24 protein-coding genes are annotated in these 21,262 nt (G+C 66.4%); 14 read left to right on the top strand and 10 right to left on the bottom strand.

Annotation, left to right across the window (positions count from 1 at the left end):
* The first annotated feature begins 126 nt into the window (after positions 1-126).
* On the top strand, positions 127-1,071 hold the full coding sequence (locus ACDH77_RS17455) for an ABC transporter ATP-binding protein (protein ID WP_029820363.1): 945 nt from the start codon (positions 127-129) through the stop codon (positions 1,069-1,071).
* The gene (locus ACDH77_RS17450; protein WP_008573329.1) at positions 1,068-1,829 is read left to right on the top strand and encodes an ABC transporter permease; all 762 of its coding nucleotides are present in this window, start codon (positions 1,068-1,070) and stop codon (positions 1,827-1,829) included. The genes ACDH77_RS17455 and ACDH77_RS17450 overlap by 4 nt, the downstream gene beginning before the upstream one ends.
* Before the next feature lie 413 nt (positions 1,830-2,242).
* On the opposite strand, the gene ACDH77_RS17445 is transcribed toward ACDH77_RS17450, so the two are convergent.
* Entirely contained in the window at positions 2,243-2,509 is a 267-nt protein-coding gene (locus ACDH77_RS17445; RefSeq protein ID WP_029820361.1) for a DUF3297 family protein, read from the bottom strand.
* A gap of 166 nt (positions 2,510-2,675) precedes the next feature.
* Here ACDH77_RS17445 and ACDH77_RS17440 point away from each other — a divergent pair, with 166 nt between their 5' ends.
* A complete protein-coding gene (locus tag ACDH77_RS17440; RefSeq protein ID WP_005911265.1) occupies positions 2,676-3,227 on the top strand; it encodes a hypothetical protein in 552 nt (183 codons plus the stop codon).
* A gap of 432 nt (positions 3,228-3,659) precedes the next feature.
* Here the strand turns inward: ACDH77_RS17440 and ACDH77_RS17435 are convergent, their stop codons facing one another.
* From ACDH77_RS17435 to msrB, 6 genes are all read right to left on the bottom strand, one after another.
* Entirely contained in the window at positions 3,660-3,944 is a 285-nt protein-coding gene (locus ACDH77_RS17435; RefSeq protein WP_008573332.1) for a DUF4031 domain-containing protein, read from the bottom strand.
* Positions 3,945-3,952: 8 nt separating this feature from the next.
* Positions 3,953-4,537 (bottom strand): hypothetical protein, encoded by a 585-nt coding sequence (locus tag ACDH77_RS17430; protein ID WP_057680897.1) that lies wholly within the window; start codon positions 4,535-4,537, stop codon positions 3,953-3,955.
* A 240-nt stretch (positions 4,538-4,777) separates the two neighbouring features.
* Entirely contained in the window at positions 4,778-5,935 is a 1,158-nt protein-coding gene (motB, locus tag ACDH77_RS17425) for a flagellar motor protein MotB (protein WP_005911263.1), read from the bottom strand.
* 10 nt (positions 5,936-5,945) lie between these two features.
* The gene (gene motA / locus ACDH77_RS17420; protein WP_008573335.1) at positions 5,946-6,800 is read right to left on the bottom strand and encodes a flagellar motor stator protein MotA; all 855 of its coding nucleotides are present in this window, start codon (positions 6,798-6,800) and stop codon (positions 5,946-5,948) included.
* A 97-nt stretch (positions 6,801-6,897) separates the two neighbouring features.
* Positions 6,898-7,383, bottom strand: coding sequence for an MliC family protein (locus ACDH77_RS17415; protein WP_372353570.1), 486 nt, complete (start codon positions 7,381-7,383; stop codon positions 6,898-6,900).
* A gap of 341 nt (positions 7,384-7,724) precedes the next feature.
* Complete coding sequence (gene msrB, locus ACDH77_RS17410) at positions 7,725-8,189, bottom strand: peptide-methionine (R)-S-oxide reductase MsrB (protein WP_372353569.1); 465 nt, start codon at positions 8,187-8,189, stop codon at positions 7,725-7,727.
* A 238-nt stretch (positions 8,190-8,427) separates the two neighbouring features.
* Between msrB and ACDH77_RS17405 the strand changes: the two genes are divergently transcribed.
* Positions 8,428-8,856 (top strand): hypothetical protein, encoded by a 429-nt coding sequence (locus ACDH77_RS17405; protein ID WP_372173060.1) that lies wholly within the window; start codon positions 8,428-8,430, stop codon positions 8,854-8,856.
* Positions 8,857-8,913: 57 nt separating this feature from the next.
* Here the strand turns inward: ACDH77_RS17405 and ACDH77_RS17400 are convergent, their stop codons facing one another.
* Entirely contained in the window at positions 8,914-9,393 is a 480-nt protein-coding gene (locus tag ACDH77_RS17400; protein ID WP_007963043.1) for an Lrp/AsnC ligand binding domain-containing protein, read from the bottom strand.
* A gap of 148 nt (positions 9,394-9,541) precedes the next feature.
* Here ACDH77_RS17400 and ACDH77_RS17395 point away from each other — a divergent pair, with 148 nt between their 5' ends.
* Together ACDH77_RS17395 and alr are read left to right on the top strand one after the other, a co-directional pair.
* Positions 9,542-10,831, top strand: coding sequence for a D-amino acid dehydrogenase (locus ACDH77_RS17395; RefSeq protein ID WP_029820356.1), 1,290 nt, complete (start codon positions 9,542-9,544; stop codon positions 10,829-10,831).
* A complete protein-coding gene (gene alr / locus ACDH77_RS17390) occupies positions 10,831-11,928 on the top strand; it encodes an alanine racemase (protein WP_031424989.1) in 1,098 nt (365 codons plus the stop codon). The genes ACDH77_RS17395 and alr overlap by 1 nt, the downstream gene beginning before the upstream one ends.
* Positions 11,929-12,157: 229 nt before the next feature.
* Here the strand turns inward: alr and ACDH77_RS17385 are convergent, their stop codons facing one another.
* Complete coding sequence (locus ACDH77_RS17385) at positions 12,158-12,733, bottom strand: DUF3016 domain-containing protein (RefSeq protein WP_184421113.1); 576 nt, start codon at positions 12,731-12,733, stop codon at positions 12,158-12,160.
* A gap of 249 nt (positions 12,734-12,982) precedes the next feature.
* Between ACDH77_RS17385 and ACDH77_RS17380 the strand changes: the two genes are divergently transcribed.
* The 5 genes from ACDH77_RS17380 (at position 12,983) to ACDH77_RS17360 (ending at position 17,914) form a co-directional block, all read left to right on the top strand.
* Positions 12,983-13,429, top strand: a complete 447-nt coding sequence (locus tag ACDH77_RS17380) for a hypothetical protein (RefSeq protein ID WP_029820354.1) — start codon at positions 12,983-12,985, stop codon at positions 13,427-13,429.
* Positions 13,416-13,706 (top strand): hypothetical protein, encoded by a 291-nt coding sequence (locus tag ACDH77_RS17375; RefSeq protein ID WP_008578030.1) that lies wholly within the window; start codon positions 13,416-13,418, stop codon positions 13,704-13,706. Before ACDH77_RS17380 ends, ACDH77_RS17375 begins: the two co-directional genes overlap by 14 nt.
* 105 nt (positions 13,707-13,811) lie before the next feature.
* Positions 13,812-15,848 carry a PAS domain-containing sensor histidine kinase gene (locus ACDH77_RS17370; protein ID WP_005911255.1) on the top strand — a complete coding sequence of 679 codons (2,037 nt, stop codon included), beginning with the start codon at positions 13,812-13,814 and terminating at the stop codon, positions 15,846-15,848.
* Between the two features lie 331 nt (positions 15,849-16,179).
* A complete protein-coding gene (locus tag ACDH77_RS17365; protein WP_005911254.1) occupies positions 16,180-16,488 on the top strand; it encodes a DUF3247 family protein in 309 nt (102 codons plus the stop codon).
* Between the two features lie 88 nt (positions 16,489-16,576).
* The gene (locus ACDH77_RS17360; RefSeq protein ID WP_014091137.1) at positions 16,577-17,914 is read left to right on the top strand and encodes a PQQ-dependent sugar dehydrogenase; all 1,338 of its coding nucleotides are present in this window, start codon (positions 16,577-16,579) and stop codon (positions 17,912-17,914) included.
* Between the two features lie 462 nt (positions 17,915-18,376).
* On the opposite strand, the gene ACDH77_RS17355 is transcribed toward ACDH77_RS17360, so the two are convergent.
* Complete coding sequence (locus ACDH77_RS17355; protein WP_074053337.1) at positions 18,377-18,637, bottom strand: hypothetical protein; 261 nt, start codon at positions 18,635-18,637, stop codon at positions 18,377-18,379.
* A 147-nt stretch (positions 18,638-18,784) separates the two neighbouring features.
* Here ACDH77_RS17355 and ACDH77_RS17350 point away from each other — a divergent pair, with 147 nt between their 5' ends.
* The 3 genes from ACDH77_RS17350 to ACDH77_RS17340 are packed head-to-tail and all read left to right on the top strand — an operon-like array spanning position 18,785 to position 21,239.
* Complete coding sequence (locus ACDH77_RS17350) at positions 18,785-19,852, top strand: class I SAM-dependent methyltransferase (RefSeq protein ID WP_127171139.1); 1,068 nt, start codon at positions 18,785-18,787, stop codon at positions 19,850-19,852.
* Positions 19,849-20,562 (top strand): pseudouridine synthase, encoded by a 714-nt coding sequence (locus ACDH77_RS17345; protein WP_065628585.1) that lies wholly within the window; start codon positions 19,849-19,851, stop codon positions 20,560-20,562. The genes ACDH77_RS17350 and ACDH77_RS17345 overlap by 4 nt, the downstream gene beginning before the upstream one ends.
* Positions 20,559-21,239, top strand: coding sequence for an HAD family hydrolase (locus tag ACDH77_RS17340; RefSeq protein ID WP_372353568.1), 681 nt, complete (start codon positions 20,559-20,561; stop codon positions 21,237-21,239). Before ACDH77_RS17345 ends, ACDH77_RS17340 begins: the two co-directional genes overlap by 4 nt.
* Positions 21,240-21,262: the final 23 nt, after the last annotated feature.

The following is a 21,262-nucleotide window of genomic DNA, read 5'->3' as shown; positions in this document are numbered from 1 at the left end:
GTGCGTGCGCAGCCCAGTTCGCTCACGCTCCTGCGCGTGTGTCGGGAGACACCATCCCACTCGCACTGCTGCCATTTTCATGGCGCACGGCCTACCCTGTGGCGCTTATCCTCCCGTGCCAGACCCATGACTTCGATCGTCTCCATCCAGGGCTTGAGCAAGACCTACGCCGGCGGTTTCCAGGCGCTCAAACAGGTGGATCTTGAGATCCGGCGCGGCGAGATCTTCGCGCTGCTCGGCCCCAACGGCGCCGGCAAGACCACCTTGATCAGCATCATCTGCGGCTTGATCAACCCCAGCTCCGGCACTGTGCTGGCCGACGGGCACGACATCGTGCGCGACTACCGCGCCGCGCGTGCCAGCATCGGCCTGGTGCCGCAGGAACTGGCCACCGATGCGTTCGAAACGGTGTGGGCCACGGTGCGTTTCAGCCGCGGCCTGTTCGGCAAGCCGGCCAATCCGCAGTACCTGGAAACCATCCTGCGCGAGCTGTCGCTGTGGGAGAAACGCAACAACAAGATTTCCACGCTCTCCGGCGGCATGAAGCGGCGTGTGCTGATCGCCAAGGCGCTCGCCCACGAGCCGCGCATCCTGTTCCTGGACGAGCCCACGGCCGGTGTGGACGTGGAGCTGCGTCACGACATGTGGCAGATGGTGCGGCGGCTGCGCGAGCAGGGCACCACCATCATCCTGACCACCCACTACATCGAAGAGGCCGAAGACATGGCCGACCGCGTCGGTGTCATCAATCGCGGCGAGCTGGTGCTGGTGGAAGACAAGCACACGCTGATGCGCAAGCTGGGCAAGAAACAGCTCACGTTGAGCCTGCAGGCGCCGTTGCAGGCGCTGCCCGCCGCGCTGGCCGACCTGCCGCTGGAGTTGGCCGCCGAAGGCAACGCCTTGATCTACACTTTCGATACCCAGGCCGAGCAGACCGGCATCGGTGCGCTGCTGCGCCGGCTCAACGAGCAGGGCATCGACTTCAAGGACCTGCATTCCAGCGAGAGTTCGCTGGAAGAGATCTTCGTCAACCTGGTGCATGGCGCACGTCAGCAGGAGGTGCGCGCATGAACCTGCATGCGATTGCGGCGATCTACCGCTTCGAAATGGCGCGCGCCTTCCGCACGCTGACCCAGTCGATCGCCTCGCCGGTGTTGTCGACCTCGCTGTACTTCGTGGTGTTCGGCGCGGCGATCGGTTCGCGCATGGGCGATATCGACGGCATCAGCTACGGCGCCTTCATCATTCCCGGCCTGGTGATGTTGTCGCTGCTCAACGAGAGCATCTCCAATGCTTCGTTCGGCATCTACATGCCGCGCTGGGCCGGCACCATCTACGAGGTGCTGTCCGCGCCGGTGGCGTGGTGGGAAATCGTGATCGGCTACGTGGGCGCGGCGGCGACCAAATCGGTGATGCTGGGGTTGTTGATCCTGCTGACCGCGCGGCTGTTCGTGCCATACGAAATCGCGCACCCGGTGTGGATGCTGGGCTTTCTGGTGCTCACCGCGCTGACCTTCAGCCTGTTCGGTTTCATCATCGGCATCTGGGCCGATGGCTTCGAAAAACTGCAGGTAATTCCGCTGATGGTGGTGACGCCGCTGACCTTCCTGGGCGGCAGTTTCTATTCGATCAACATGCTGCCGCCGTTGTGGCAGAAGGTCACCCTGTTCAACCCGGTGGTGTATCTGATCAGCGGCTTCCGCTGGAGTTTCTACGGCAAGGCCGATGTGCATATCGCGGTGAGCACCGGCATGACGTTCCTGTTCCTGCTGGCGTGCCTGGGCGTGGTGGCGGCGATCTTCCGCAGCGGCTATCGGCTCAAGGCGTGAGTGGTGAAGGCAGTGGTGTTTGTCGCTGCAGTTTGGTGGATGCGGCCAGAGGTCCGGGTCGAACGGTGAGCGAGGCGAGGGCGCGGTGCCCTCGCCGCTCGCGGGACACGCCGCAAGTGCGTCCATGTAGGCTCGGTGGCGGCATCCATGCCGCCACACGGTCCCGCAAGCGACAAGGGCACCGCGCTAGAAAGTTGGTCGATTGCTTTGCTTGAACCCTGCGGACCGACACTCTCGACAGGTGCTTGCCCGCCTACCGTCGCCGGACCTTACGCGGCATGGATGCCGCGTAAGAGCTTGTAGGGACGTACTTGCAGCGTGTCCGGCGATGGTGGGCAGGCAAGGAGCCTGCAGCAAACTCGCGCTCAGCAGCTCTGCAATGGAACAGCGTGAAGTCGTTTGGTCAGCCGCTCTTACTCGGCAGCAGGCTTGGCGTCGTGCCTGGTGTCCAGGAAGTAGGCCACCACGTCGCCCTTGATCTTCATCGTCATCGGGTTGCCGCGACGGTCGCGTGCCTTGCCGACCTGCACCTTGATCCAGCCTTCGCTGACCGAGTACTCCTCCACGTTGTCGCGTTCGATACCGTTGAAGCGCACGCCGACGCCGCGGTTGAGGGCATCGGCGTTGTGGAACGGGCTGCGTGCGTCGATGGCCAGGTGATCGGGAGGGGTATCGCTCATGGGAAAGGCGTCATGGCGGCCGGGATAGCCGTCTTCGGCCGCACAGGATACGGGCCTGCGCCGGGAAGACCAGCCCCGGCGACGCAACGACGTGCGCCCATCGGTTTGCTTGCGCGCCGTCAGGCCTCACACTTTATGCCCCTGCACTCCAGCAAACGAGACCGCAATGCCTGACAACAGTGCCGACTACGAAGACGACGAAGGCCTGCAGCCCGAGGGCGACGAAGACGATGTGGATGACCATCCCGCGCGGGTGTGGAACCTGCTGGTGCTGATCAACCCCGGCGACGAGGACACCGCGCTGGCCCAGTTCGACGCCTGGCGCGAAACGCAGGCCGAGACCGATGGCGACGACGGCGACGATGCCTGGTTGTGGGCGCTGAAGGACGTGATCGATTGGCGCTCGGGTTTCTATGTGGACTGGAAGGACGCCGATGCGTTCATCGCCGCCATCGACGAACTCAGTGCGCGCTGGAACCTGCGCATCGATTGGGGCGGTGACCTGGACGACGAAGACTTCGCCGGCAACCTGGAGGTCCCCGACTTGATGGCGGTGGCATTCGATCGCCTGCGCGAGCACGGCTACTCGCTGTGGAACTGGAACACCGGTGGCGACGCCTATGCCGGCTGGATTGCGCTCAGCCGCGACGACGACGCCATGCTGGCGCTAACCTCGTTGCTGGGGGTGGAAGTGCGGCTGGGGAATGAGGCGTTCTGAGGGTTGGGATTGGGGAGTTGGCATTCGGGATTCGCAGGGGCGGTCCCGTGCTTGCTGTTGCGTGAGTCGATCTTTGCGCGCGCTGAATTGCGACAAACGTAAAGCCGCACTCATCAGGCTGTGCGGACGCCGAGCGAGTGCGGCTGTTGCTCGGAATCGGTGGACCACCGCGGCGTTCGCATCCGCCTGACGGCTGTTCACAACGTTTTGTTCGCCACGCTGATGCGCGCACTGGCTGGTCGGAAAGTTTGGGCAAGCGGCAGCAAGACAGATGCGCTGCTTGGTTGGGAGCACGCTTGCCGGCATGACGCGTGATGGAAATGGCCTTGCTCGTGCGTTCAAATCAGGCCTCCCGATGTGCTTATGCGCACGTGATCGACGCAATCGCCCGGCACTTGCGAATCCCGAATCTCCACTCCCCAATCCCGGTTTTCAAGGCGCCTGGCCGCGCGCCTGCGCCCGCGCATTGGCGATCAAGCCCTTGAGCAGCGCGCGGTCGGTGTGGCGGGAGATGGGAATGGCGCCCAGGGCAATGGCCTCAAGGCGCAGCGGCGCGGGCACGTCGTAGTGCGCACCGCTGAGTTTGTTCTGGAAGGCGCGGCGGGGAATGCCCAGCCGCGCCGCCATGGCATGCAGCTCGTCCAGCGTATCGCCGAGCAGGTGCGCCCAGCGCTGGTCGCGCCACAGGTGCACCGCATCGTCGACGTAGACGGCCATCGGCCGGGTCAGGCCTTCTTGGACTTCTTCGGCTTCTTGCCGGCGCTGTCGCCGTCGGGCGCGTCCGCTGCAGCGTCGGAAGCCTGGTCGCTGGCATCTGCAGCACTGTCGGTGGCGCTGGCAGTGTCGTCTTCAGCCGCGTCGTCAGCACCGGCCTCGGTGCCGGCGTCCTGTGCTGCGTCTTCCGCCTCGCCGTCTTCATCCGCATCGGCGTTCTGGAACTCGGACACCAGCTTGGTCAGGTATTCCTCGGCGGTCTGGCCTTCGTCGGCGGCCAGGTCGTCGATCATCTGCTGCAGCTGGGTCGAATATTCCAGCGAAATGGTCTTGCCTTCGGCTTCCTGCAGGTTGGCCAGGTGCTTGAGCATGGCCAGCATCGGGACCGGGTTGTCGGCGCTGCCCATGGTCTGGCCGCCGATCGACAGCATCCACTCGCTGCCACCCTGCAGGCCGATCGCGGCGACCACGCGGCCATCGGCGTCCTGCAGCACGGCATGGTTGGTGACCTGGGGCGCCTGGCCCAGACGGACGAAGGGGCGCTTGGGCTGCTGCTTCTTGCGCTTGTCGCGCTTGGCCTTGGAATTACGGGACACGGTGTTCTCGACGCTGGGAATGGCCGGCCATTCTAGAGCGTGCGCCGCACGATGCGATGCGTAGCGGAGTTGGCCCGTGGATGCGAACCGGCTGCCGGGGGGCACCGTCTCCGCAGGCACCGACCTGAGAGCCGCCACCAGGACGCCCCAAGCCCGAACCGCCGCAGGCCATCTCCCGGTGTCGAGTGCCTGGCGAATCCGGAAAATCCCGGCCCGCGCCACCAAGCCTGCCGGCCTGCGTTACCGCTTCTCCACCGCCGCTTCGGCCGCTTTGGCGAGCGCCGTGGCAGAGGCCACCTGCGCGCTGGACGACATGCGCGGTCCTGCCGGACGCGCAGCAGCAGTTCCTGCCGATGCCAGGGCCGGAGCCGGGGTCGCAGCCGCGGCGGCGGCGACTGGCGGGGCCGCGGCCGGTTTTGCGCTTTCGGCAGGCGTCCCCACGGTGGCGGTGCCGGTGGCCGCGGCGCCGCTCAGATCCGGCACCTGGGTGTCGGCATCGTGCAGCGACTTGCCCAGTGCCACGCCCTGGTCTGCGCCGGCCAGCGCTGCGTTTTCGGCGTCCTGGGTCATCACCACGATACTGATGCGGCGGTTGATCGGGTTCTGCGGATCGGTCTTGTCGAACAGCACCGACGAGGACAGCCCCACCACACGCGTCACCTTGGCATCGGACATGCCCCCGGCCACCAGGGCGCGGCGCGCGGCATTGGCGCGGTCGGCGCTGAGTTCCCAGTTGGTGTAGCCGGCATCGCTGCTGTAGGCGGTGGTGTCGGTATGGCCGGTGATGCTGATGTGGTTGGGCACCTGGTTGATGAAGCTGGACAGCTCGCGCAGGATCGCCACCGTATACGGCTTGAGCTGGTCGCGGCCGATGTCGAACATCGGGCGGTTCTGCTTGTCCACGATCTGGATGCGCAGGCCATCGGGCGTGAGGTCCAGCAGCAGCTGGTCCTTGAACGGCTCCAGCGCCTGGCTCTTGTCGATGGCCTCCTTCAGGTCCTGCATCAGCGCTTCCAGGCGCCTCTTGTCCTTGGCGCGGCTGTCCACGTCGGTATCGGCCGCGTTGTCGCGCTTGCGGCCCATTTCGTCCTTCTGTCCCTTGGCCATGTCGGCGGTACCGCCGAGCTTGATCATCGAGGTGCTGGCGCCACCGGGTCCGTTCATGCCGGGCGAAGGCGCCGGCGATTTGCCGGACAGCGGGCTGGGGTTGCGGAAGTATTCGGAGATCGCCGCGCGCTGTTCCTTGGTGGTGGCCGCCATCAGCCACAGCACCAGGAAGAAGGCCATCATCGCGGTCACGAAGTCGGCAAACGCCACCTTCCAGGCGCCGCCATGATGGCCGCCACCCTGTACCTTCTTGACCCGTCGGATGATGACGGTGGATTTGGCCTCGGCCATGACCGCGGCCCTACTTGATCGTCTTCAGGTGCGTTTCGAAATCGCCGAAGCTCGGACGCACGTTGGAGGGCAGGGTCTTGCGCGCGAATTCCAGCGCGATCTTCGGGTTGTAGCCACGCAGGCAGGCCAGCAGCGCGGTCTTGACCGCTTCATAGATGCGCCCGTCCTGCTCGGCACGCGCTTCCATCGCCGCCGACAACGGCGAGACGAAGCCGTAGGCCAGCAGGATGCCGAGGAAGGTGCCGACCAGCGCGGCGCCGACGTGGTGGCCGATCTCCTCGATCGGCCCGCCGATCGAGCCCATGGTGATCACGATGCCGAGCACCGCCGCCACGATGCCGAAGCCGGGCAGGCCGTCGGAGACCTTGCTCAGCGCATGCGACGGCGCCAGGGCTTCGTGATGGTGTTTTTCCAGTTCCAGTTCGAGCAGCGGTTCCAGCTCGTGCGGCTCGATGTTGCTGCCGATCATCAGGCGTAGGCAGTCGGTGATGAAATCCAGCAGGTGATGGTCGGCCACTACCTTGGGGTAGTTGCCGAAGATGGTGCTGTCCTGCGGCTTTTCGACGTGGTCTTCCAGCGCCATGAAGCCGTCGCGGCGCGCCTTGTTCAGCAGTTCGTAGATCAGGCTCAGGGTGTCCTTGTAGTCCTCGGACTTGTACTGCGGGCCCTTGAACACGCCCATGATGCCGCTGAGGGTTTCCTTGACGATCTTGCCCGGCGTGCTGACCAGGAACGCGCCCAGCGCTGCGCCACCGATGATCATCAGCTCGTACGGCTGCCACAGCGCGCCCAGCTTTCCGTGCGACAGCACGTAGCCGCCGAGGACGCTGACGATGACGACGATGAAGCCAACGATGATGAGCATGGCGCAGCCGGAAGCAAACTGGGGTTGCTAGTGGTTTCGGCTTGCGCGGCCGATTCTTGAAGCGCGTGGCGTGAAGACGTGCGCTGTAGCTGAATGTCTAACCGATTGTGGTGGCGGTCTCATGCACGCATCTGATCGCCTCGCCGCCTGCCAGCGACAGTGTCGCTTCGCCGGCGTGTTCCCAGAATTGGTTGCCCTGTGCATCGGCAAAGCGCGCCCCGGATGCTGCCTGGGCACTGAGCAGGATCAGCCTGCGGTCGTCGAGGGTCAGCTGCAGGGCATCGGTGGCCGCATTGAAACGTGTCGCGACCGTGCGCGGGCCGCAGCGCCAGGCCACCGTCTGCGCGGGAAGCGCGGGGTCGGCCGCCGCCGCTGGAGCGGGCGTCTTGGCCGGACGCGGCAGCGGGCCGGTCACGCTGGCGTCGGTGCCTGTGGCAAGCGGGCGGGCATCGGTTTGGACACCGGCTGGCTGGGCATGTGCGGGCTTGCCCGCCTGCGCTGCCGGGGGCGGGCTACCTGCGCTGCAGCCGGCGAGTGCGGCCGCCAGCAGGCCGGTGAGCATCAGGGATGAGGACGTGTGCATCTGCGTACTCCTGCCTGGTTTGGATTGCCGCCGTGTTTGCGGCGGTTGGGACCTGGGCGCCGGCCCGGCGCCCCAAGGGCGTGCATCTTGCGCGCCGGGGCCGGAAGGCCTGCCTATGACTGAACACGCGACCGCTTTACCGCTGGGACCTAGCCTGCATGTGGCCGGCCGTATGGAAATCAAGCCGTATCTGGGTCTCTCGCCGGCGACCGATCTGCACATCGTCATTGCCGGCTCGAGCCGCGTGCAGGCGGTGCCTGTCATGGCGCGCAAAGCGCAGGCAGGCGTTGTTTACTTCCTCCCGGGCACTGCAACGGCGGTGGCCCACAAACGCGGCGCCATCAGGCCGGTTGCGCCTCGGCGCCTTGGCGCTGCAGCGGGTTCGGCAGGGCCTGGCCGTTTTCGGTGAAGCCCAGCGAGACCGAGTTCAGGCAGTGGCGCTCGCCGGTGGGCGGCGGGCCGTCCGGGAACACATGGCCCAGGTGGCTGTCGCAGCGCGCGCAGACGATTTCGGTGCGGATCACGCCGTAGCTGGTGTCGCGGATCTCGCGCACATGGGCCGGGTCGTAGGGCGCAAAGAAGCTCGGCCAGCCCGTGCCGGACTCGAATTTGGCGCTGGAACGGAACAGCGGCAGCCCGCACAGCCGGCAGGTGTAGACACCGTCCAGCTTGTTGTCCAGAAACACCCCGCAGAACGGCGCCTCGGTGCCATGGTGCAGCAGCACGCGCTGTTCCTCGTCGCTGAGCCCGGCGATCAGGGCATCGCGTTGGGCGGGGGAGGGAGGGGTCAGATCGAACTGGCTCATGGGGCTCTCGCATGCGCTCGCCAGCGGGGTGCCGGCGCCTGCTTCCGTGATGTGGGCAGTGTCGGGGTGGTTCAACCGGTGAGACGCAGCCAACGGCCCGCCACTGCGGCGGAGGTCAGCCTTCTTCGCACCGCAACCACCTTGCGAAAGCGTTCATCCCCCGGCCGGTCGCATGCATTGCCGCAGCGTCCTTGCGCCCCAATCACTGCATGACCCTCAAACACGCAAGGTGCCTGTCATGGCGATCCACGCATCAAGCCGCCGCGTTCTGCTATGCGTTCTACTGACGCTGACCGGCGCGGTGGCGGCGCAGTCGGCCACCACCACGCGCTCATCCACGACCTTGCAGCCCATCACCACGCCGACGCCCGTCCCGCCCACGGTAACGCCGCCGCGCGCGCTGCAGCCGGCGCCTTCGGCCGCACCGGTGCCTTCGCAACTGGGGCAACGCTCGGTCGCGCCGAGCATCCCCACGCATGGGCCGGCACAAATGCCGGTCGCGCCTGCCGGCAGCCAGGTGACGCCGACCAAGGCGATGGTCTACGACCGCAACGGCCGTCTGCTGCAGGGCATGCAGCCGGCCGGCGCCAACCGGGTGCTGGATACCAAGACCGGCCGCTACTACGACGCGGTGCCGGCGGGCGATGGCATGCGCGTGGTGCGCTGACAGCAGCAGCGCGATCTGATGGCGCCAACCGCCAACCGCCAATCCCGAATCCCCGCCTCAATCGGCGATCGGCAACGCCAGCGTCTCCTTGACCTCTTCCATCACGATATAGCTCTTGGATTCGCGCACATGCGGCATGGTCAGCAAGGTGCTGCCGAGCAACTTGCGGTAGGACGCCATCTCGCTGATGCGCGCCTTGAGCAGGTAGTCGAAGTCTCCGGAGACCAGGTGGCACTCCAGCACGTTGGGCAGCTTCAGCGCGGCGCGGCGGAATTCTTCGAAGATGTCGCCGGACTTGTAGGCCAGGCTGATCTCCACGAACACCAGCAGGCTGGCCTTGAGATAGTGCGGGTCCAGCCGCGCGTAATAGCCGGTGATGGCGCCGTCGCGCTCCAGCCGGCGCACGCGCTCGGTGCACGGCGTGGTCGACAGTCCGACCCGCTCGCCCAGTTCGGTGAACGAAATCCGCCCCTCCTGCTGCAGGATGCGCAGGATCTTGCGGTCGATCTTGTCCAGCTCGCGGGCGCGGGTGCTCATGAGGTTTGTCTGTGCAGGGTTTGGCAGGAAGTTTCACTGCAAAGCCGTGCCGATTCCAGAAATGGCACTGCCTGGCTCGCAATATACTGCGTCTAACTGTCCCCCTCGGCGCGTGGTTGTGGGGGAATGCCCTTTTCAGGAGAACGACATGCGTGTGCTCATTCTCGGTAGCGGCGTCATCGGCGTGACCAGTGCGTGGTACCTGGCGCAGGCCGGTTGCGAAGTGACCGTGGTCGACCGCCAGCCGGCAGCGGCGCTGGAGACCAGCTACGCCAACGCCGGCCAGCTGTCGTTCGGCTACACCTCGCCGTGGGCGGCGCCCGGCGTGCCCGGCAAGGCGGTGAAGTGGCTGTTCGAGCAGCACGCACCGCTGTCGATCCGCCCCACCCGCGACCTGCGCCAGCTGGCCTGGCTGAGCCAGATGCTGCGCAACTGCACCGCCGAACGCTATGCGGTGAACAAGGCGCGCATGGTGCGCATGTCCGACTACAGCCGCGATTGCCTCAACGCCCTGCGCGCCGAGACCGGCATCGAATTCGAAGGCCGCCAGCTTGGCACCACGCAGTTGTTCCGCACCCAGCAGCAGCTGGATGCGGCCGCGCAGGACATCGAGGTGCTGGCCCAGTACGGCGTACCGTACGAGCTGCTGAGCCCGGCGCAGATCGCGCAGTTCGAACCCGGCCTGGCCGGCGGCGGCGCGCAGATGGCCGGCGCGCTGCGCCTGCCCGAAGACCAGACCGGCGACTGCCGGCTGTTTACCCAGCGCCTGGCCGAACTGGCCGCGCAGGCGGGGGTCACGTTCCGCTACGGGCAACAGATCGAGCGGCTGGAGCACGGCGGCGGCCAGGTCAGCGGCGTGCAGATCGATGGCCGCATGGAAACGGCCGACCGCTACGTGCTGGCGCTGGGCAGCTATTCGGCCGATTTGCTGCTCTCGCTCGGCCTGCACCTGCCGGTGTACCCGCTCAAGGGCTATTCGCTCACCATCCCGATCGTCGATGCGCAGCGCGCGCCGACCTCCACCGTGCTGGACGAGAGCTACAAGATCGCGCTCACCCGTTTCGACGACCGCATCCGCGTCGGCGGCATGGCCGAGGTGGCCGGCTTCGATCTGTCGCTGAATCCGCGTCGTCGCGCCACCCTGGAAATGGTCGTTAACGACCTGTTCCCCGGCGGCGGCGATCTGGCCCAGGCCGAGTTCTGGACCGGCTTGCGCCCGGCCACCCCGGATGGCACCCCGGTGGTGGGCGCCACGCCCTATGCCAACCTGTTCCTCAACACCGGGCATGGCACGCTGGGCTGGACCATGGCCTGCGGCTCCGGACGCTACCTGGCCGACCTCATGCAGGGCCGCACGCCCGAGATCGATACCGAAGGCCTGGACGTGTTCCGCTACCTGTCGCCGCGCAGCGCGCGCGCGCAGCGGGAGGCCGCGTAGTGCGTCCTGCGCAAGCTTGGATCGATCTGGAGGCATTGCGCCACAACTACCGCCTGGCCAGGCGCCTGGGCGGCAGCAAGGCGCTGGCGGTGGTCAAGGCCGACGCGTACGGGCACGGTGCAGTGCGCTGCGCGCAGGCGCTGGAGCCGGAAGCCGATGGCTTTGCAGTGGCCTGCATCGAAGAGGCGCTGGAACTGCGCCAGGCCGGCATCCGTGCGCCGATCCTGTTGCTGGAGGGATTTTTCGAACACGACGAGTTGCGCCTGATCGCCGAGCACGATCTGTGGACGGTGGCGGCCACGCCGCAGCAAGTGCGCGCGCTGGCCGAGTTCCAGAGCCCGCGGCCGTTGCGGGTGTGGTTGAAGATGGACAGCGGCATGCATCGGCTGGGCCTGTCGCCGGAGGATTTCCGCGCCGCCTGGTTGCGCCTGCGCGGGCTACCGCAGATCGCCTCGCTGGTGCTGATGACCCACCTGGCACGTGCCGACGAGCTGGACTGCAGCCGCACCGACGAGCAGGCGGTGGCCTTTGCGCTCACCGCCGGCGGCATGCGCGCAGAAACCAGCCTGCGCAATTCGCCCGGCCTGCTTGGCTGGCCGGCGCTGCGCAACGACTGGTCGCGCCCCGGGTTGATGTTGTACGGCGCCAACCCGTTCCCGCAGCACACCGAGAACACTGCGCAGCTGCGTCCGGTGATGACGCTGCGCTCGCGCATCATTTCGGTGCGCGAGTTGCCGGCCGGCGAGCCGGTGGGCTACGGCGCCCGCTTCGTTGCCGAACGACCCACGCGTGTCGGCGTGGTGGCGATGGGCTATGCCGACGGCTATCCGCAGTTCGCGCCCAACGGCACCCCGGTGCTGGTGGACGGGCAGATCTGCCCGTTGATCGGTCGCGTCTCGATGGACATGCTCACCGTGGACCTCACCGACCACCCGCAGGCCGACATCGGCACGCCGGTGCAGCTGTGGGGCGACGCACCGCAGGTCAGCGCGCTGGCAGCGCAATGCAACGTCAGCGCCTACCAGCTGCTTTGCGGGCTCAAGCGGGTACCGCGGATCTATGTGGGTGAGGCGGAAGTAGGCAAACTTTCAGCATAGGTGCATCCCTTCTTCCCCACGGAGAAGGTGGCGCGTAGCGCCGGATGAGGGTGCGAGCGAAGCTGCGTGCAGTTTGAATGCCAGGCGTGCTGCGCGCGGTACCTTCTCCCCCAACCCCCGCTCCGCGCGCCGGCCTGCGGCAGCGGCGCAGGCGCACCAAGGCACGCGCGCCAGTGGCGCGCAAGCTGTGCCGTGGCGCCTCGACGGGAGAGGGGCTTTCAGCGGCAACTCACAACCCGGCGGTACTGCGATCGCCACGGAACTGCTTGCGCACCCAATCGTCGATCATCGCCTTTTCGAAGCGCAGCGGATCGCTGTCGGTCAGGCGCGGTCCGCTCATCAGAAAAGCCGAATCCACCAGCTTGCGTTCGCCCTGGTCGATCACGCGGCCATCGGCGCCGGTAAGCGTGTAGGTGAAGCTCAGGCGCGGCGGGTAGATGTCCTTGACCACGCGCACGTCCTGCATGCGCGGCCCGTGCCAGGGCTCGTACTGGCCGGCGCGGCGGATGTCGGTAATGGTCACGCTCAGATGCTGGCCATCGGGCAACTGGCGCGCTGCGCTCTTCTGAAAGTGGGTGGCCAGCTGGGTCACCCAATCGCCGCGTTGCGCCTCCCAACGGTTGCCGCTGAAGCGCATCTCGGAGAACTGCGCAGGGTCGGTCCAGCGCACGTCCACCTTGCCGTCGCTGCCAAGCGCGCGCGGCGCATCGGGGTCGGTGACGTTGCGCACCCCGGCCTGCACACCGGTCGCGGCAAGCACACCCGCCAGCAGCAGGCTGGCGCCGGAAAGATTGGAAAGTTTCATCGAAAGCCTCCAAGCGGAAGGTACGGTGTGTACCGGCTGTTTTCGCAGTGTGGGGGCGCCTCAGAACGCCCGCAACGCGCTGCACGCCTGGGTTCGTCACCACGTTGCCGCGCGGTTAATCAGCTTGCGGAACACCATGACGGCGGGTTCACTGCGCCTGCGCCCGCGCTTCACGGCACAGCCCGGAAGATCGCCAGCATGGACACCCACACTTTCCGCACAAAATCAGCGTCTTCGGCGCCGGCTCACATGCCGTCGGATGTGCGTTTGCAATTCATCGACTGGGCCAAGCAGCACGGGCACAACCCCGCCTCCGGCGCGGCCGCCTTCGTGGCATTGCAGAGCGAGGTCGACCTGGATCTGGCCACGCGCGCGCTGCAGCTGGAGCCCGGTGCCGATCCGCGCGCGGCGCTTCGCGAGCATCTGGCTGCACTGGCGCGCCAGGTGGATGTGGCCGTGCAGTTCCCGCCGGTCTACACCTATACCGCGGCCAATGGCCTGGATTACCGCTACTCGCTGATGCTGGTCATTGCCGAAGATTGCGTGGAGTGGACCGGCCGGGTCTGGCACGACCTGGACTATCAGGGAATGCTCACCGGCCGTGGGCAGGGTCCGCGTGCTAACTACACCCAGCTGGCGCGCATGGCGCTGGAACATGAGCTTGATCAGGAGCGTCCCCGTTATGTCCAGGCATGAACTCGAACTGCAATTGCCGGTGGGCGCGCAGATTGCCGGTGGGGAAGACGGCTTCAGCCAGCGCTGCCGCGAGGAATGCGCGCAGATGGGGGTGGCGCGGGTCCGCCTGTTGCTGCTGGATTCCGATTACGCACGGTCCACTGCCTGGCGCGAGGAAGCGCAACGCTGGATGGACGAACAGCTGCGTCGCGAGGGCGAATGGGTGTTCCGCGGCGTGATCGCCGGCATCGTGGTGCTGGCAACCTGCATCGGATTCGCCGCCACCACCTTGTGGTGAACACGGGGCTGGGCGAGGAAAGCGTGAACTTGCCCAGCCCCACGTGCACCCGCTGACGACATCAGGCATGGTTTCATCTGCCCGTCATCCGCTCCGGCAGCATCCGTGGTTTCCGATTTGAGCACTCCTTCTTCCAGCCCCACGCTGGCTGCCGCACTGCCGGCCGCCATCGCCGAGCCGTTTCTGGACCCGGCGATGTATCACGAGATTTTCCACAACATCGATGCCGGGTTTTGCGTCATCGACATGGTGTTCGACGGCGAGCAGGCGGTGGACTATGTGATCCGCACCACCAATGGTGCCTTCGAGCGCTACACCGGCCTGTCGCCCAACGCACTGAACGTCTCCATCCGCAACCTGCTCCCCGAGCACGAGCAGGAATGGTTCGACCGCTACGGCCACGTCGCGCGCACCGGCAACCGCATCCACTTCGAAATGCAGGCCAAGGCGCTCAAGCGCTGGTATTCGGTGGATGCGTTCCGGGTCGGGCAGCCAGAGCAGGCACGGGTGGCGATCCTGTTCATGGACATCACCGAGCGCAAACGCGTGGAGCGCGAGCTGGCCGAGAGCGAGGCGCGCTTCAGTGCGCTGGCCGACGGCTTGCCGATGCCGGTCTGGGTGCTGGACGCGCAGGGCGTGGTGCGCTTCGTCAACAGTGCGTATGGCGAATTTTTTGGCCTGGATATTTCCAGCGGTACGGTGTCGGCGTGGAGCGAACTGCTGCATCCGGACGACTTGCCGACGTTCCAGTTCGAGTTGGCCGCATCGCTGCAGGAACAGCGCGGCCTGCGCGCGCTGGTGCGTGCGCGCCGCCATGATGGGCAGTGGCGCTGGATTGAAATGACCGCAACCCCGCGCTATTCGGCCGACGGCCGCTTCATCGGGCTGGCCGGCAGCAGCCCGGACGTGACCGAGCAGCGCGAGATCGAACTGGCGCGCGAGCAATTGCTGGAATCCGAGCGCAGCGCGCGCAACGAGGCCGAAAGCATGGCGCGGTTGAAGGACGAGTTCCTGGCCACGCTGTCGCACGAATTGCGTACCCCGCTGACCACCATCCTGGGCTGGAGCGAGTTGCTGCTGCAGCGGGTCGAAGAAGGCCAGCCGTATTACAAGGGGCTGTCGGTGATCGCCAGCAGCGCACGTGCGCAGAAGCGGCTGATTTCCGACATGCTCGATCTCAGCAGCATGTTGCTGGGCAAGGTGCAGCTGGAAGTCGAATCGCTGGATCTGGTCGAGCAGGTGCGCGAAGCCTTGAACACCCAGGAACTGGCTGCCGAAGGCAAGGACCAGGTCCTGGAGCTGCACGTGCCGCCCACGCCCTGCCTGGTGCTTGGCGATGCCACGCGCCTGCAGCAGGTGTTGTGGAACCTGCTGTCCAACGCAATCAAGTTCACCCCGGCCCATGGTCGTATCGACGTCAAAATCGAGCGCGACGATGGGCATCTGGTGGTCTCGGTCTGCGATTCCGGCGACGGCATTGCAGCCGAATTCCTGCCGCACCTGTTCGGTCGTTTCCGCCAGGCCGACGGCACCACCACGCGCCAGCATGGCGGGCTGGGTCTGGGCCTGGCGATCGTGCAGCAGCTGGTGGAAATGCACGGCGGACAGGTCGGCGCCACCAGTGGCGGCCGTGGCAAGGGCGCGACCTTCACCGTGCGGCTGCCGGAACATATTCCCGACCAGGCCAAGCGCCCACGCCGCGAGCTGCGGCGGCGTCTGATGTCCGAACAGATCGTCGAAGCGCGCGCGCTCAATGGCTTGCGCCTGCTGGCGGTCGAAGACCAACCGGACATGCTCGATTATCTGCGGCGTCTGCTCGAAGAGCAGGGCGCCGAAGTGGTGGTCGCCGGCAGCGCCACCGATGCGCTGGCATTGATCGATCATCGTGGCCACGCGCGCTTCGATCTGATGCTGACCGATATCGGCATGCCGGGCATGGACGGTTACGGCTTGATCCGTACCGTGCGCGAAAACCTCGGGCTGGATGCCACCGCGTTGCCGGCCGTGGCAGTCACCGCGCTGGCCCGCGAAGACGACCGCAAGCGCGCGCTGGAGTCCGGGTTTCAGGAACATCTGGCCAAGCCCTACAGCGTGGCGCAACTGGTCACGGCCGTGCGTGCCGCGCGCCAGGCGGTGGAGTAACCGGCGCGCAGCGCACAGCCGCGCAGCGGGTCACCGCAAGGTGGTGAGGCGACGCGTTGGATGCGCAGTAGCGTGTGTGTGGCTTGCGTACCTGGCGTCTTTCCATGAGGCGCCGATCTACCCCAGAACAACCGATCGTCATGCGACGCACAGGTGGTTTCGTGGATGAGCCTTTCACCACCGTTGCAGCATGGCCGCGCTAGAAGACGGATGCGTGCGCATGCGTGGCGACAATGCCGCGCCAATGCCGAGCACCGACACACGACACGTTTTCTGCCTCTTTCACGCATGCTGGCCTAGCGTGGTGCGCTCAGCTCACGGAGATCGCGCAATGCCCAAGTATGCCCCGCACGTGTATTCAGAACAGGTCCAGATCGCCACGCTCGAACATTGGGTGTCCCTGCTCGATGGTCAGGAGCGTGTGCGCATCGAACTCGACGACGGCAGCATGATCAGCGGCACGGTTGCCGTGCGCCCAAGCCTGCAGACCTATCTGGACGACCACGACAACGAGGGATTGAACGGTCAGCTGCGGCTGGACCAGCTGGATGCATCGCAAGAGCCGCAATGGATCTGGATGGACCGGATCGTGGCGGTGCACCCGTTGTTGCTGGGCGCCGATCCGCAAGTCATGCCGTGACGGTGGTGTGTTGACGGTGTGTTTACTTCTCGCCGTCGCGTTGGCGGCATGATCGCTGGCTGACGCAACCGTCCAGGATTTGCCCGCAATGAATGCATCCCGATTGAAGTTCGCTCGCTGGCCGCTGTCGTTGATGGCGCTGGCCGTCCTCGCCGCGTGCGGCGACACGGCAACATTGGCGATCGAACAGGGAACCGGGCCGGACCCGCAATTGCCCGAGCCGGTGAAGCGTCTGATTCCCACCGTCAAGGTGGCGCCGGTCAAACGCTGGGCAGCCAATGCCAAGCCCATCGCGGCCGACGATCTGCAGGTTGCTGCGTTTGCGCGCGATCTGGATCACCCGCGCTGGGTCTACGTGCTGCCCAATGGCGATGTGTTGGTGGCCGAAACGGCCGAGCCGCCCAAGCCCGAGGATGCCGAAGCGGGCGGTGGGCTGCGCAAGAAAGTGCAGGGCGCGATGATGAAAAAGGCCGGCGCGGCGGTGGCGAGCGCCAATCGCATCACCTTGCTGCGCGATGCCGACGGCGACGGCGTGGCAGAAGTGCGCACGCAGTTCGTCAGCGGGCTGTTTTCGCCGTTCGGCATGGCGCTGATCGGCGACCGCTTCTATGTCGCCAACGCCGATGCGCTGGTGAGTTTTCCGTACAAGCCCGGCGACACGCATCTCACCGCCAAGCCGACTTTCGTGGCCAATCTGCCCGGCGGCATCAACCATCACTGGACCAAGTCGCTGCTGGCCAGCCCGGACGGCAGCAAGCTCTATGTCGGCGTCGGTTCCAACAGCAACGTGGCCGAAAACGGCATGGAAGCCGAGCTCAATCGTGCGGCGATCCTGGAAATCGACCCGGCCACCGGCAGCAGCCGCGTCTTCGCCGGCGGCTTGCGCAACCCGGTGGGCACCGCATGGGAGCCGCAGAGCAAATCGCTGTGGGTGGTGGTCAACGAGCGCGACGAGATCGGCAGCGACCTGGTGCCGGACTACCTCACCTCGGTGCGCGACGGCGGTTTCTACGGCTGGCCGTACAGCTACTACGGCCAGCATGTGGACGAGCGGGTCAAACCGCAGAATGCCGAACTGGTGGCCAAGGCGATCAAGCCCGATTACGCGCTCGGCCCGCATACCGCATCGCTCGGCCTGAGCTTCGCCAGCGGTACCTTGTTGCCCGAGCGTTTCCGCCAGGGCGCCTTCATCGGCCAGCACGGCTCGTGGAATCGCGACCCGCCCAGCGGCTACAAGGTGTTGTTTGTCCCGTTCGCCGATGGCAAGCCCAACGGCCCGCCGATCACGGTGCTGGATGGATTCCTGGATGCCGAAGGCAATGCGCAGGGCCGCCCGGTGGGTGTGGCGTCGGACAGTCGCGGCGCACTGCTGGTGGCCGACGATGTGGGCAATGTGATCTGGCGGGTGACGCCGAAGGCGCGTTGAGACGGGCACGTCGATCGCTTGCGCAGACCAGCGGGCACTACCAGTTGGTTGCGGGAGACGCACGGCCCCCAAAGGGCCATCCCCCCGTCTCTCATAGGAGGGCGGCCCGAAGGTGGACGAAGGCGATGTGCGCAGCCTGGGTCTGCATCGTGTAGAAAACGGTTTGTCGCAGCGCTGCTGACATGTGCCGCAGGCAGCAATTGGAAACACGCGGCTGGAAACACTCGGCAATTCCGAGAGTGCACCCTCGGTTGATTGCCGGAAAATGCGAAGGTTCGCGAGCTGACCGATGTGAGCGGTCGGACGAACCGCATCCGATCGGCAAAACATCGCAAGAACCCGGTCCAGCCTCGTGCAGCGTGTCGGCTGTGAACTGTGCGCTGCAGTCGAGGGCGCCTGACGCATGCTTCATCGCATGCGGCAGGGAAGGGTCCAGGCGCCCGCATCAACTACCTCGTTCCCTCAACGTGGCGCTTCCGGCGAGGCGCTGAAGCGGCGCGCATAGCCACGCTCCTCGGTAATGCGGGTGATGTCCTCGTCTGCCATTTCCGGGGCACCGTACACCGCGTAGGCCACCGTGCCATCGCCGCGTTCGCCGATCTGGTGCAGACGGTAGCGGGGTCTGCCGGCGCCGGTGTTTTCGGGGTAGTGCATCGGTGGCGGGGTGTCGTCCAAATCCATTTCGCTGTTGTCGACAACTCCTCCTACGAACAAGGCTCGCATCGCGTCTCTCCGTGTGGGCTTGGATCCCAGCCTAGGCGGGCGAATGTTGCGCGCGCATCAATGGTCCGTATACACAATGGAAGGCGCGCGGCGGGCATCTGGCACACGTCCCTTACAATGACGGCCTGTTCCTGACCCGATGATCCGATGGCTGGCCCGCACGACGCCCCGCTTCAAGCCCTGTTCCTGCCTTTTGCCCAAGGCGCGCTGCCATGGCCGGAAGGACCGGTTTTGTTCCTGCGCGCGCGCGACGGTTTTCCGCTGCGCGAGCAGGCAAGCACCCAGACGCTGACCTGCGAGCAGAGCTTCCGTCCGTTTGCCGAAGCGCTGGAGCGCAATGGGTGGACCGTGCGCGAAGAAAGCGAGATCGAGGCCGACAGCACGCGCTATGCCCTGGTGCTGGTGCTGCCTCCGCGGCAGCGCGAGGAGGCGCGCGCGCTGTTCGCACGTGCGGTGGCGCTGACTGCGCCCGGTGGCCGTGTGGTGGCCTGCCAGTCCAACAACGAAGGCGCACGCTCGGGGGAAGCCGATCTGCGCCAGCTCACCGGGCTGGCCGGCAGCCTGACCAAGTACCACTGCCGCACCTATTGGAGCGCGCCGCTGCCGGCCGACACCGATGCCGCGCTGCAGGCGCGCTGGGCCGCGCTGGATGCGCCACGCAAGATTCTGGACGGCCGCTTTGTCAGCCGTCCCGGCGTCTTCGCCTGGGATCGCATCGACCCGGCGTCCGCGCTGCTGGTCGAGCATCTGCCAACCACGCTGGCCGGCCATGGCGCCGATCTGGGCGCGGGTTTTGGTTATCTGTCGGCCGAAGTGCTGGCGCGTTGTCCCAAGGTCACCGCGCTGGATCTGTACGAAGCCGAGGCGCGCGCATTGACGCTGGCGCGGCGCAACCTGCAGGACATCGCGCATCCGGCGCAGCTGCACTACCACTGGCGCGATGTCACCGCCGGGCTGGTGGCGCAATACGATTTCATCGTCAGCAACCCGCCGTTCCATACGCCGTCGCGTGCCGACCGCCCGGACATCGGACAGCGCTTCATTGCGGTGGCCGCACAGGCACTGCGCCCGGGCGGGCAATTGATGCTGGTCGCCAACCGGCACCTGCCTTACGAACAGGTGCTCAACGACAGTTTCGGACAGGTCCGCGTGGCTGCCGAACGCGATGGGTTCAAGCTGATCGCGGCGATCCGCGGCCGCGGAGCGCGCCCATGAAGCTGGTCAAACACATCGCCAATCTCGGCTACGGCAGCCGCAAGCAGGTCACCCAGCTGTTCCGGCAGGGCGCGATCACCGATGCGCAAGGCGAGGTGCTGTATGCCGACGACCAGGTGGAGCACGACGCCATCCGCATCGATGGCGAACCGCTCGACCCGCCAGCGGGCTTGAGCCTGTTGCTGCATAAACCCAGCGGCTACACCTGCTCGACCAAGGACACCGGCCGGCTGATCTACGAATTGCTGCCGCCACGTTTCCGCCTGCGCGCGCCGGTGTTGGCGCCAGTGGGTCGGTTGGACCGCGAGACCAGCGGCATGCTGTTGATGACCGACGACGGCGCGCTGCTGCACCGGATCATTTCGCCCAAATCGGCCCTGGACAAGGTGTATGACATCACCCTGGCCGAGGACCTGCGTGGCGAGGAGGCCGCGCTGTTCGCCAGCGGCAGCTTGCTGTTGGACGGCGAAACCAAGCCGCTGCTGCCGGCCGAGCTGGAGGTGCTTGGCCCACGCCAGGCGCGGCTGACCTTGCACGAAGGCCGCTATCACCAGGTGCGGCGCATGTTCGCTGCCGCCGGTAACCACGTGGTCGCGCTGCACCGCAGCCGCATCGGCGGCCTGTCGCTGGATGGATTGTCGTCGGGGCAATGGCGTGCGCTGGAAGCGAACGATCTTGAGGTGTTGTTCGGCCGCGGCGCTCCGGCATGACCCACAGTGCAGCGCTGCCGTTTCGCCCGCAGGCGGTGATCTTCGACATGGATGGCTTGATGCTCGATAGCGAGCGCGCCATCACGGCCTGTCTGGCGCAGGCCGCCGACGACCAGGGTCTGCAGATCGAACCGGCCTTCTGGTTGCGCATGGTGGGCACCGGCGATGCGGCCTGCCGCCGGCTGCTCGGCGAACGGATCGGCGAGGCCGCGGCCGACACCATGCTGGCGCATGCGCAACGGCTGTATGCCGCTGCGGTCGAGCGCGGCATCCCGCATCGGCCCGGCATCGTTGCGCTGTTGGACTATCTGGCAGCCCAGCGCATGCCGCGCGCGGTGGCCACCTCCACCCAGCGCCCGCTGGCGCTGCGCAAGCTGGAAGCGGCCGATCTGTTGTGGCGCTTCGATGCCGTGTGCACGGCCAGCGACGTGGTCCATCCGAAACCTGCGCCGGATATCTACCTGCTGGCTGCGCGCACCTTGGCGGTAGACCCTGCGCACTGCCTGGTGCTGGAAGACTCGCCCACCGGCGTGCGTGCAGCATTGGCGGCCGGCATGACACCGATCCAGATTCCGGACCTGCTCGAGCCCGACGCCACCGTGCGCGCGCTCGGCCACCGCATCCTGCCCTCGCTAGTGGATGCACAACGCTTGCTGGAAGCACGCTTGTCGGGGTGACGGGTTCGGGTGGATACGTCGCG

Source organism: Xanthomonas axonopodis pv. maculifoliigardeniae (assembly GCF_041519315.1).
Taxonomy (GTDB): domain Bacteria; phylum Pseudomonadota; class Gammaproteobacteria; order Xanthomonadales; family Xanthomonadaceae; genus Xanthomonas; species Xanthomonas euvesicatoria.
The sequence above is the reverse complement of the archived record's forward strand: the minus strand, read 5'-3'. Positions and strand labels throughout refer to the sequence as shown.

Excerpts from the sequence above, each read along its gene's own strand:
- ACDH77_RS17395 (WP_029820356.1), top strand. The coding sequence starts at position 9,542 with ATGCGTGTGCTCATTCTCGGTAGCGGCGTCATCGGCGTGACCAGTGCG.
- ACDH77_RS17400 (WP_007963043.1), bottom strand. The coding sequence starts at position 9,393 with ATGAGCACCCGCGCCCGCGAGCTGGACAAGATCGACCGCAAGATCCTG.
- ACDH77_RS17345 (WP_065628585.1), top strand. The coding sequence starts at position 19,849 with ATGAAGCTGGTCAAACACATCGCCAATCTCGGCTACGGCAGCCGCAAG.
- msrB (WP_372353569.1), bottom strand. The coding sequence starts at position 8,189 with ATGAGCCAGTTCGATCTGACCCCTCCCTCCCCCGCCCAACGCGATGCC.
- ACDH77_RS17450 (WP_008573329.1), top strand. The coding sequence starts at position 1,068 with ATGAACCTGCATGCGATTGCGGCGATCTACCGCTTCGAAATGGCGCGC.
- ACDH77_RS17350 (WP_127171139.1), top strand. The coding sequence starts at position 18,785 with ATGGCTGGCCCGCACGACGCCCCGCTTCAAGCCCTGTTCCTGCCTTTT.
- motB (WP_005911263.1), bottom strand. The coding sequence starts at position 5,935 with ATGGCCGAGGCCAAATCCACCGTCATCATCCGACGGGTCAAGAAGGTA.
- ACDH77_RS17440 (WP_005911265.1), top strand. The coding sequence starts at position 2,676 with ATGCCTGACAACAGTGCCGACTACGAAGACGACGAAGGCCTGCAGCCC.
- ACDH77_RS17415 (WP_372353570.1), bottom strand. The coding sequence starts at position 7,383 with ATGCACACGTCCTCATCCCTGATGCTCACCGGCCTGCTGGCGGCCGCA.
- ACDH77_RS17340 (WP_372353568.1), top strand. The coding sequence starts at position 20,559 with ATGACCCACAGTGCAGCGCTGCCGTTTCGCCCGCAGGCGGTGATCTTC.
- ACDH77_RS17380 (WP_029820354.1), top strand. The coding sequence starts at position 12,983 with ATGCCGTCGGATGTGCGTTTGCAATTCATCGACTGGGCCAAGCAGCAC.
- ACDH77_RS17435 (WP_008573332.1), bottom strand. The coding sequence starts at position 3,944 with ATGGCCGTCTACGTCGACGATGCGGTGCACCTGTGGCGCGACCAGCGC.
- ACDH77_RS17405 (WP_372173060.1), top strand. The coding sequence starts at position 8,428 with ATGGCGATCCACGCATCAAGCCGCCGCGTTCTGCTATGCGTTCTACTG.
- ACDH77_RS17355 (WP_074053337.1), bottom strand. The coding sequence starts at position 18,637 with ATGCGAGCCTTGTTCGTAGGAGGAGTTGTCGACAACAGCGAAATGGAT.
- ACDH77_RS17445 (WP_029820361.1), bottom strand. The coding sequence starts at position 2,509 with ATGAGCGATACCCCTCCCGATCACCTGGCCATCGACGCACGCAGCCCG.
- ACDH77_RS17375 (WP_008578030.1), top strand. The coding sequence starts at position 13,416 with ATGTCCAGGCATGAACTCGAACTGCAATTGCCGGTGGGCGCGCAGATT.
- ACDH77_RS17365 (WP_005911254.1), top strand. The coding sequence starts at position 16,180 with ATGCCCAAGTATGCCCCGCACGTGTATTCAGAACAGGTCCAGATCGCC.
- motA (WP_008573335.1), bottom strand. The coding sequence starts at position 6,800 with ATGCTCATCATCGTTGGCTTCATCGTCGTCATCGTCAGCGTCCTCGGC.
- ACDH77_RS17385 (WP_184421113.1), bottom strand. The coding sequence starts at position 12,733 with ATGAAACTTTCCAATCTTTCCGGCGCCAGCCTGCTGCTGGCGGGTGTG.
- ACDH77_RS17455 (WP_029820363.1), top strand. The coding sequence starts at position 127 with ATGACTTCGATCGTCTCCATCCAGGGCTTGAGCAAGACCTACGCCGGC.
- ACDH77_RS17360 (WP_014091137.1), top strand. The coding sequence starts at position 16,577 with ATGAATGCATCCCGATTGAAGTTCGCTCGCTGGCCGCTGTCGTTGATG.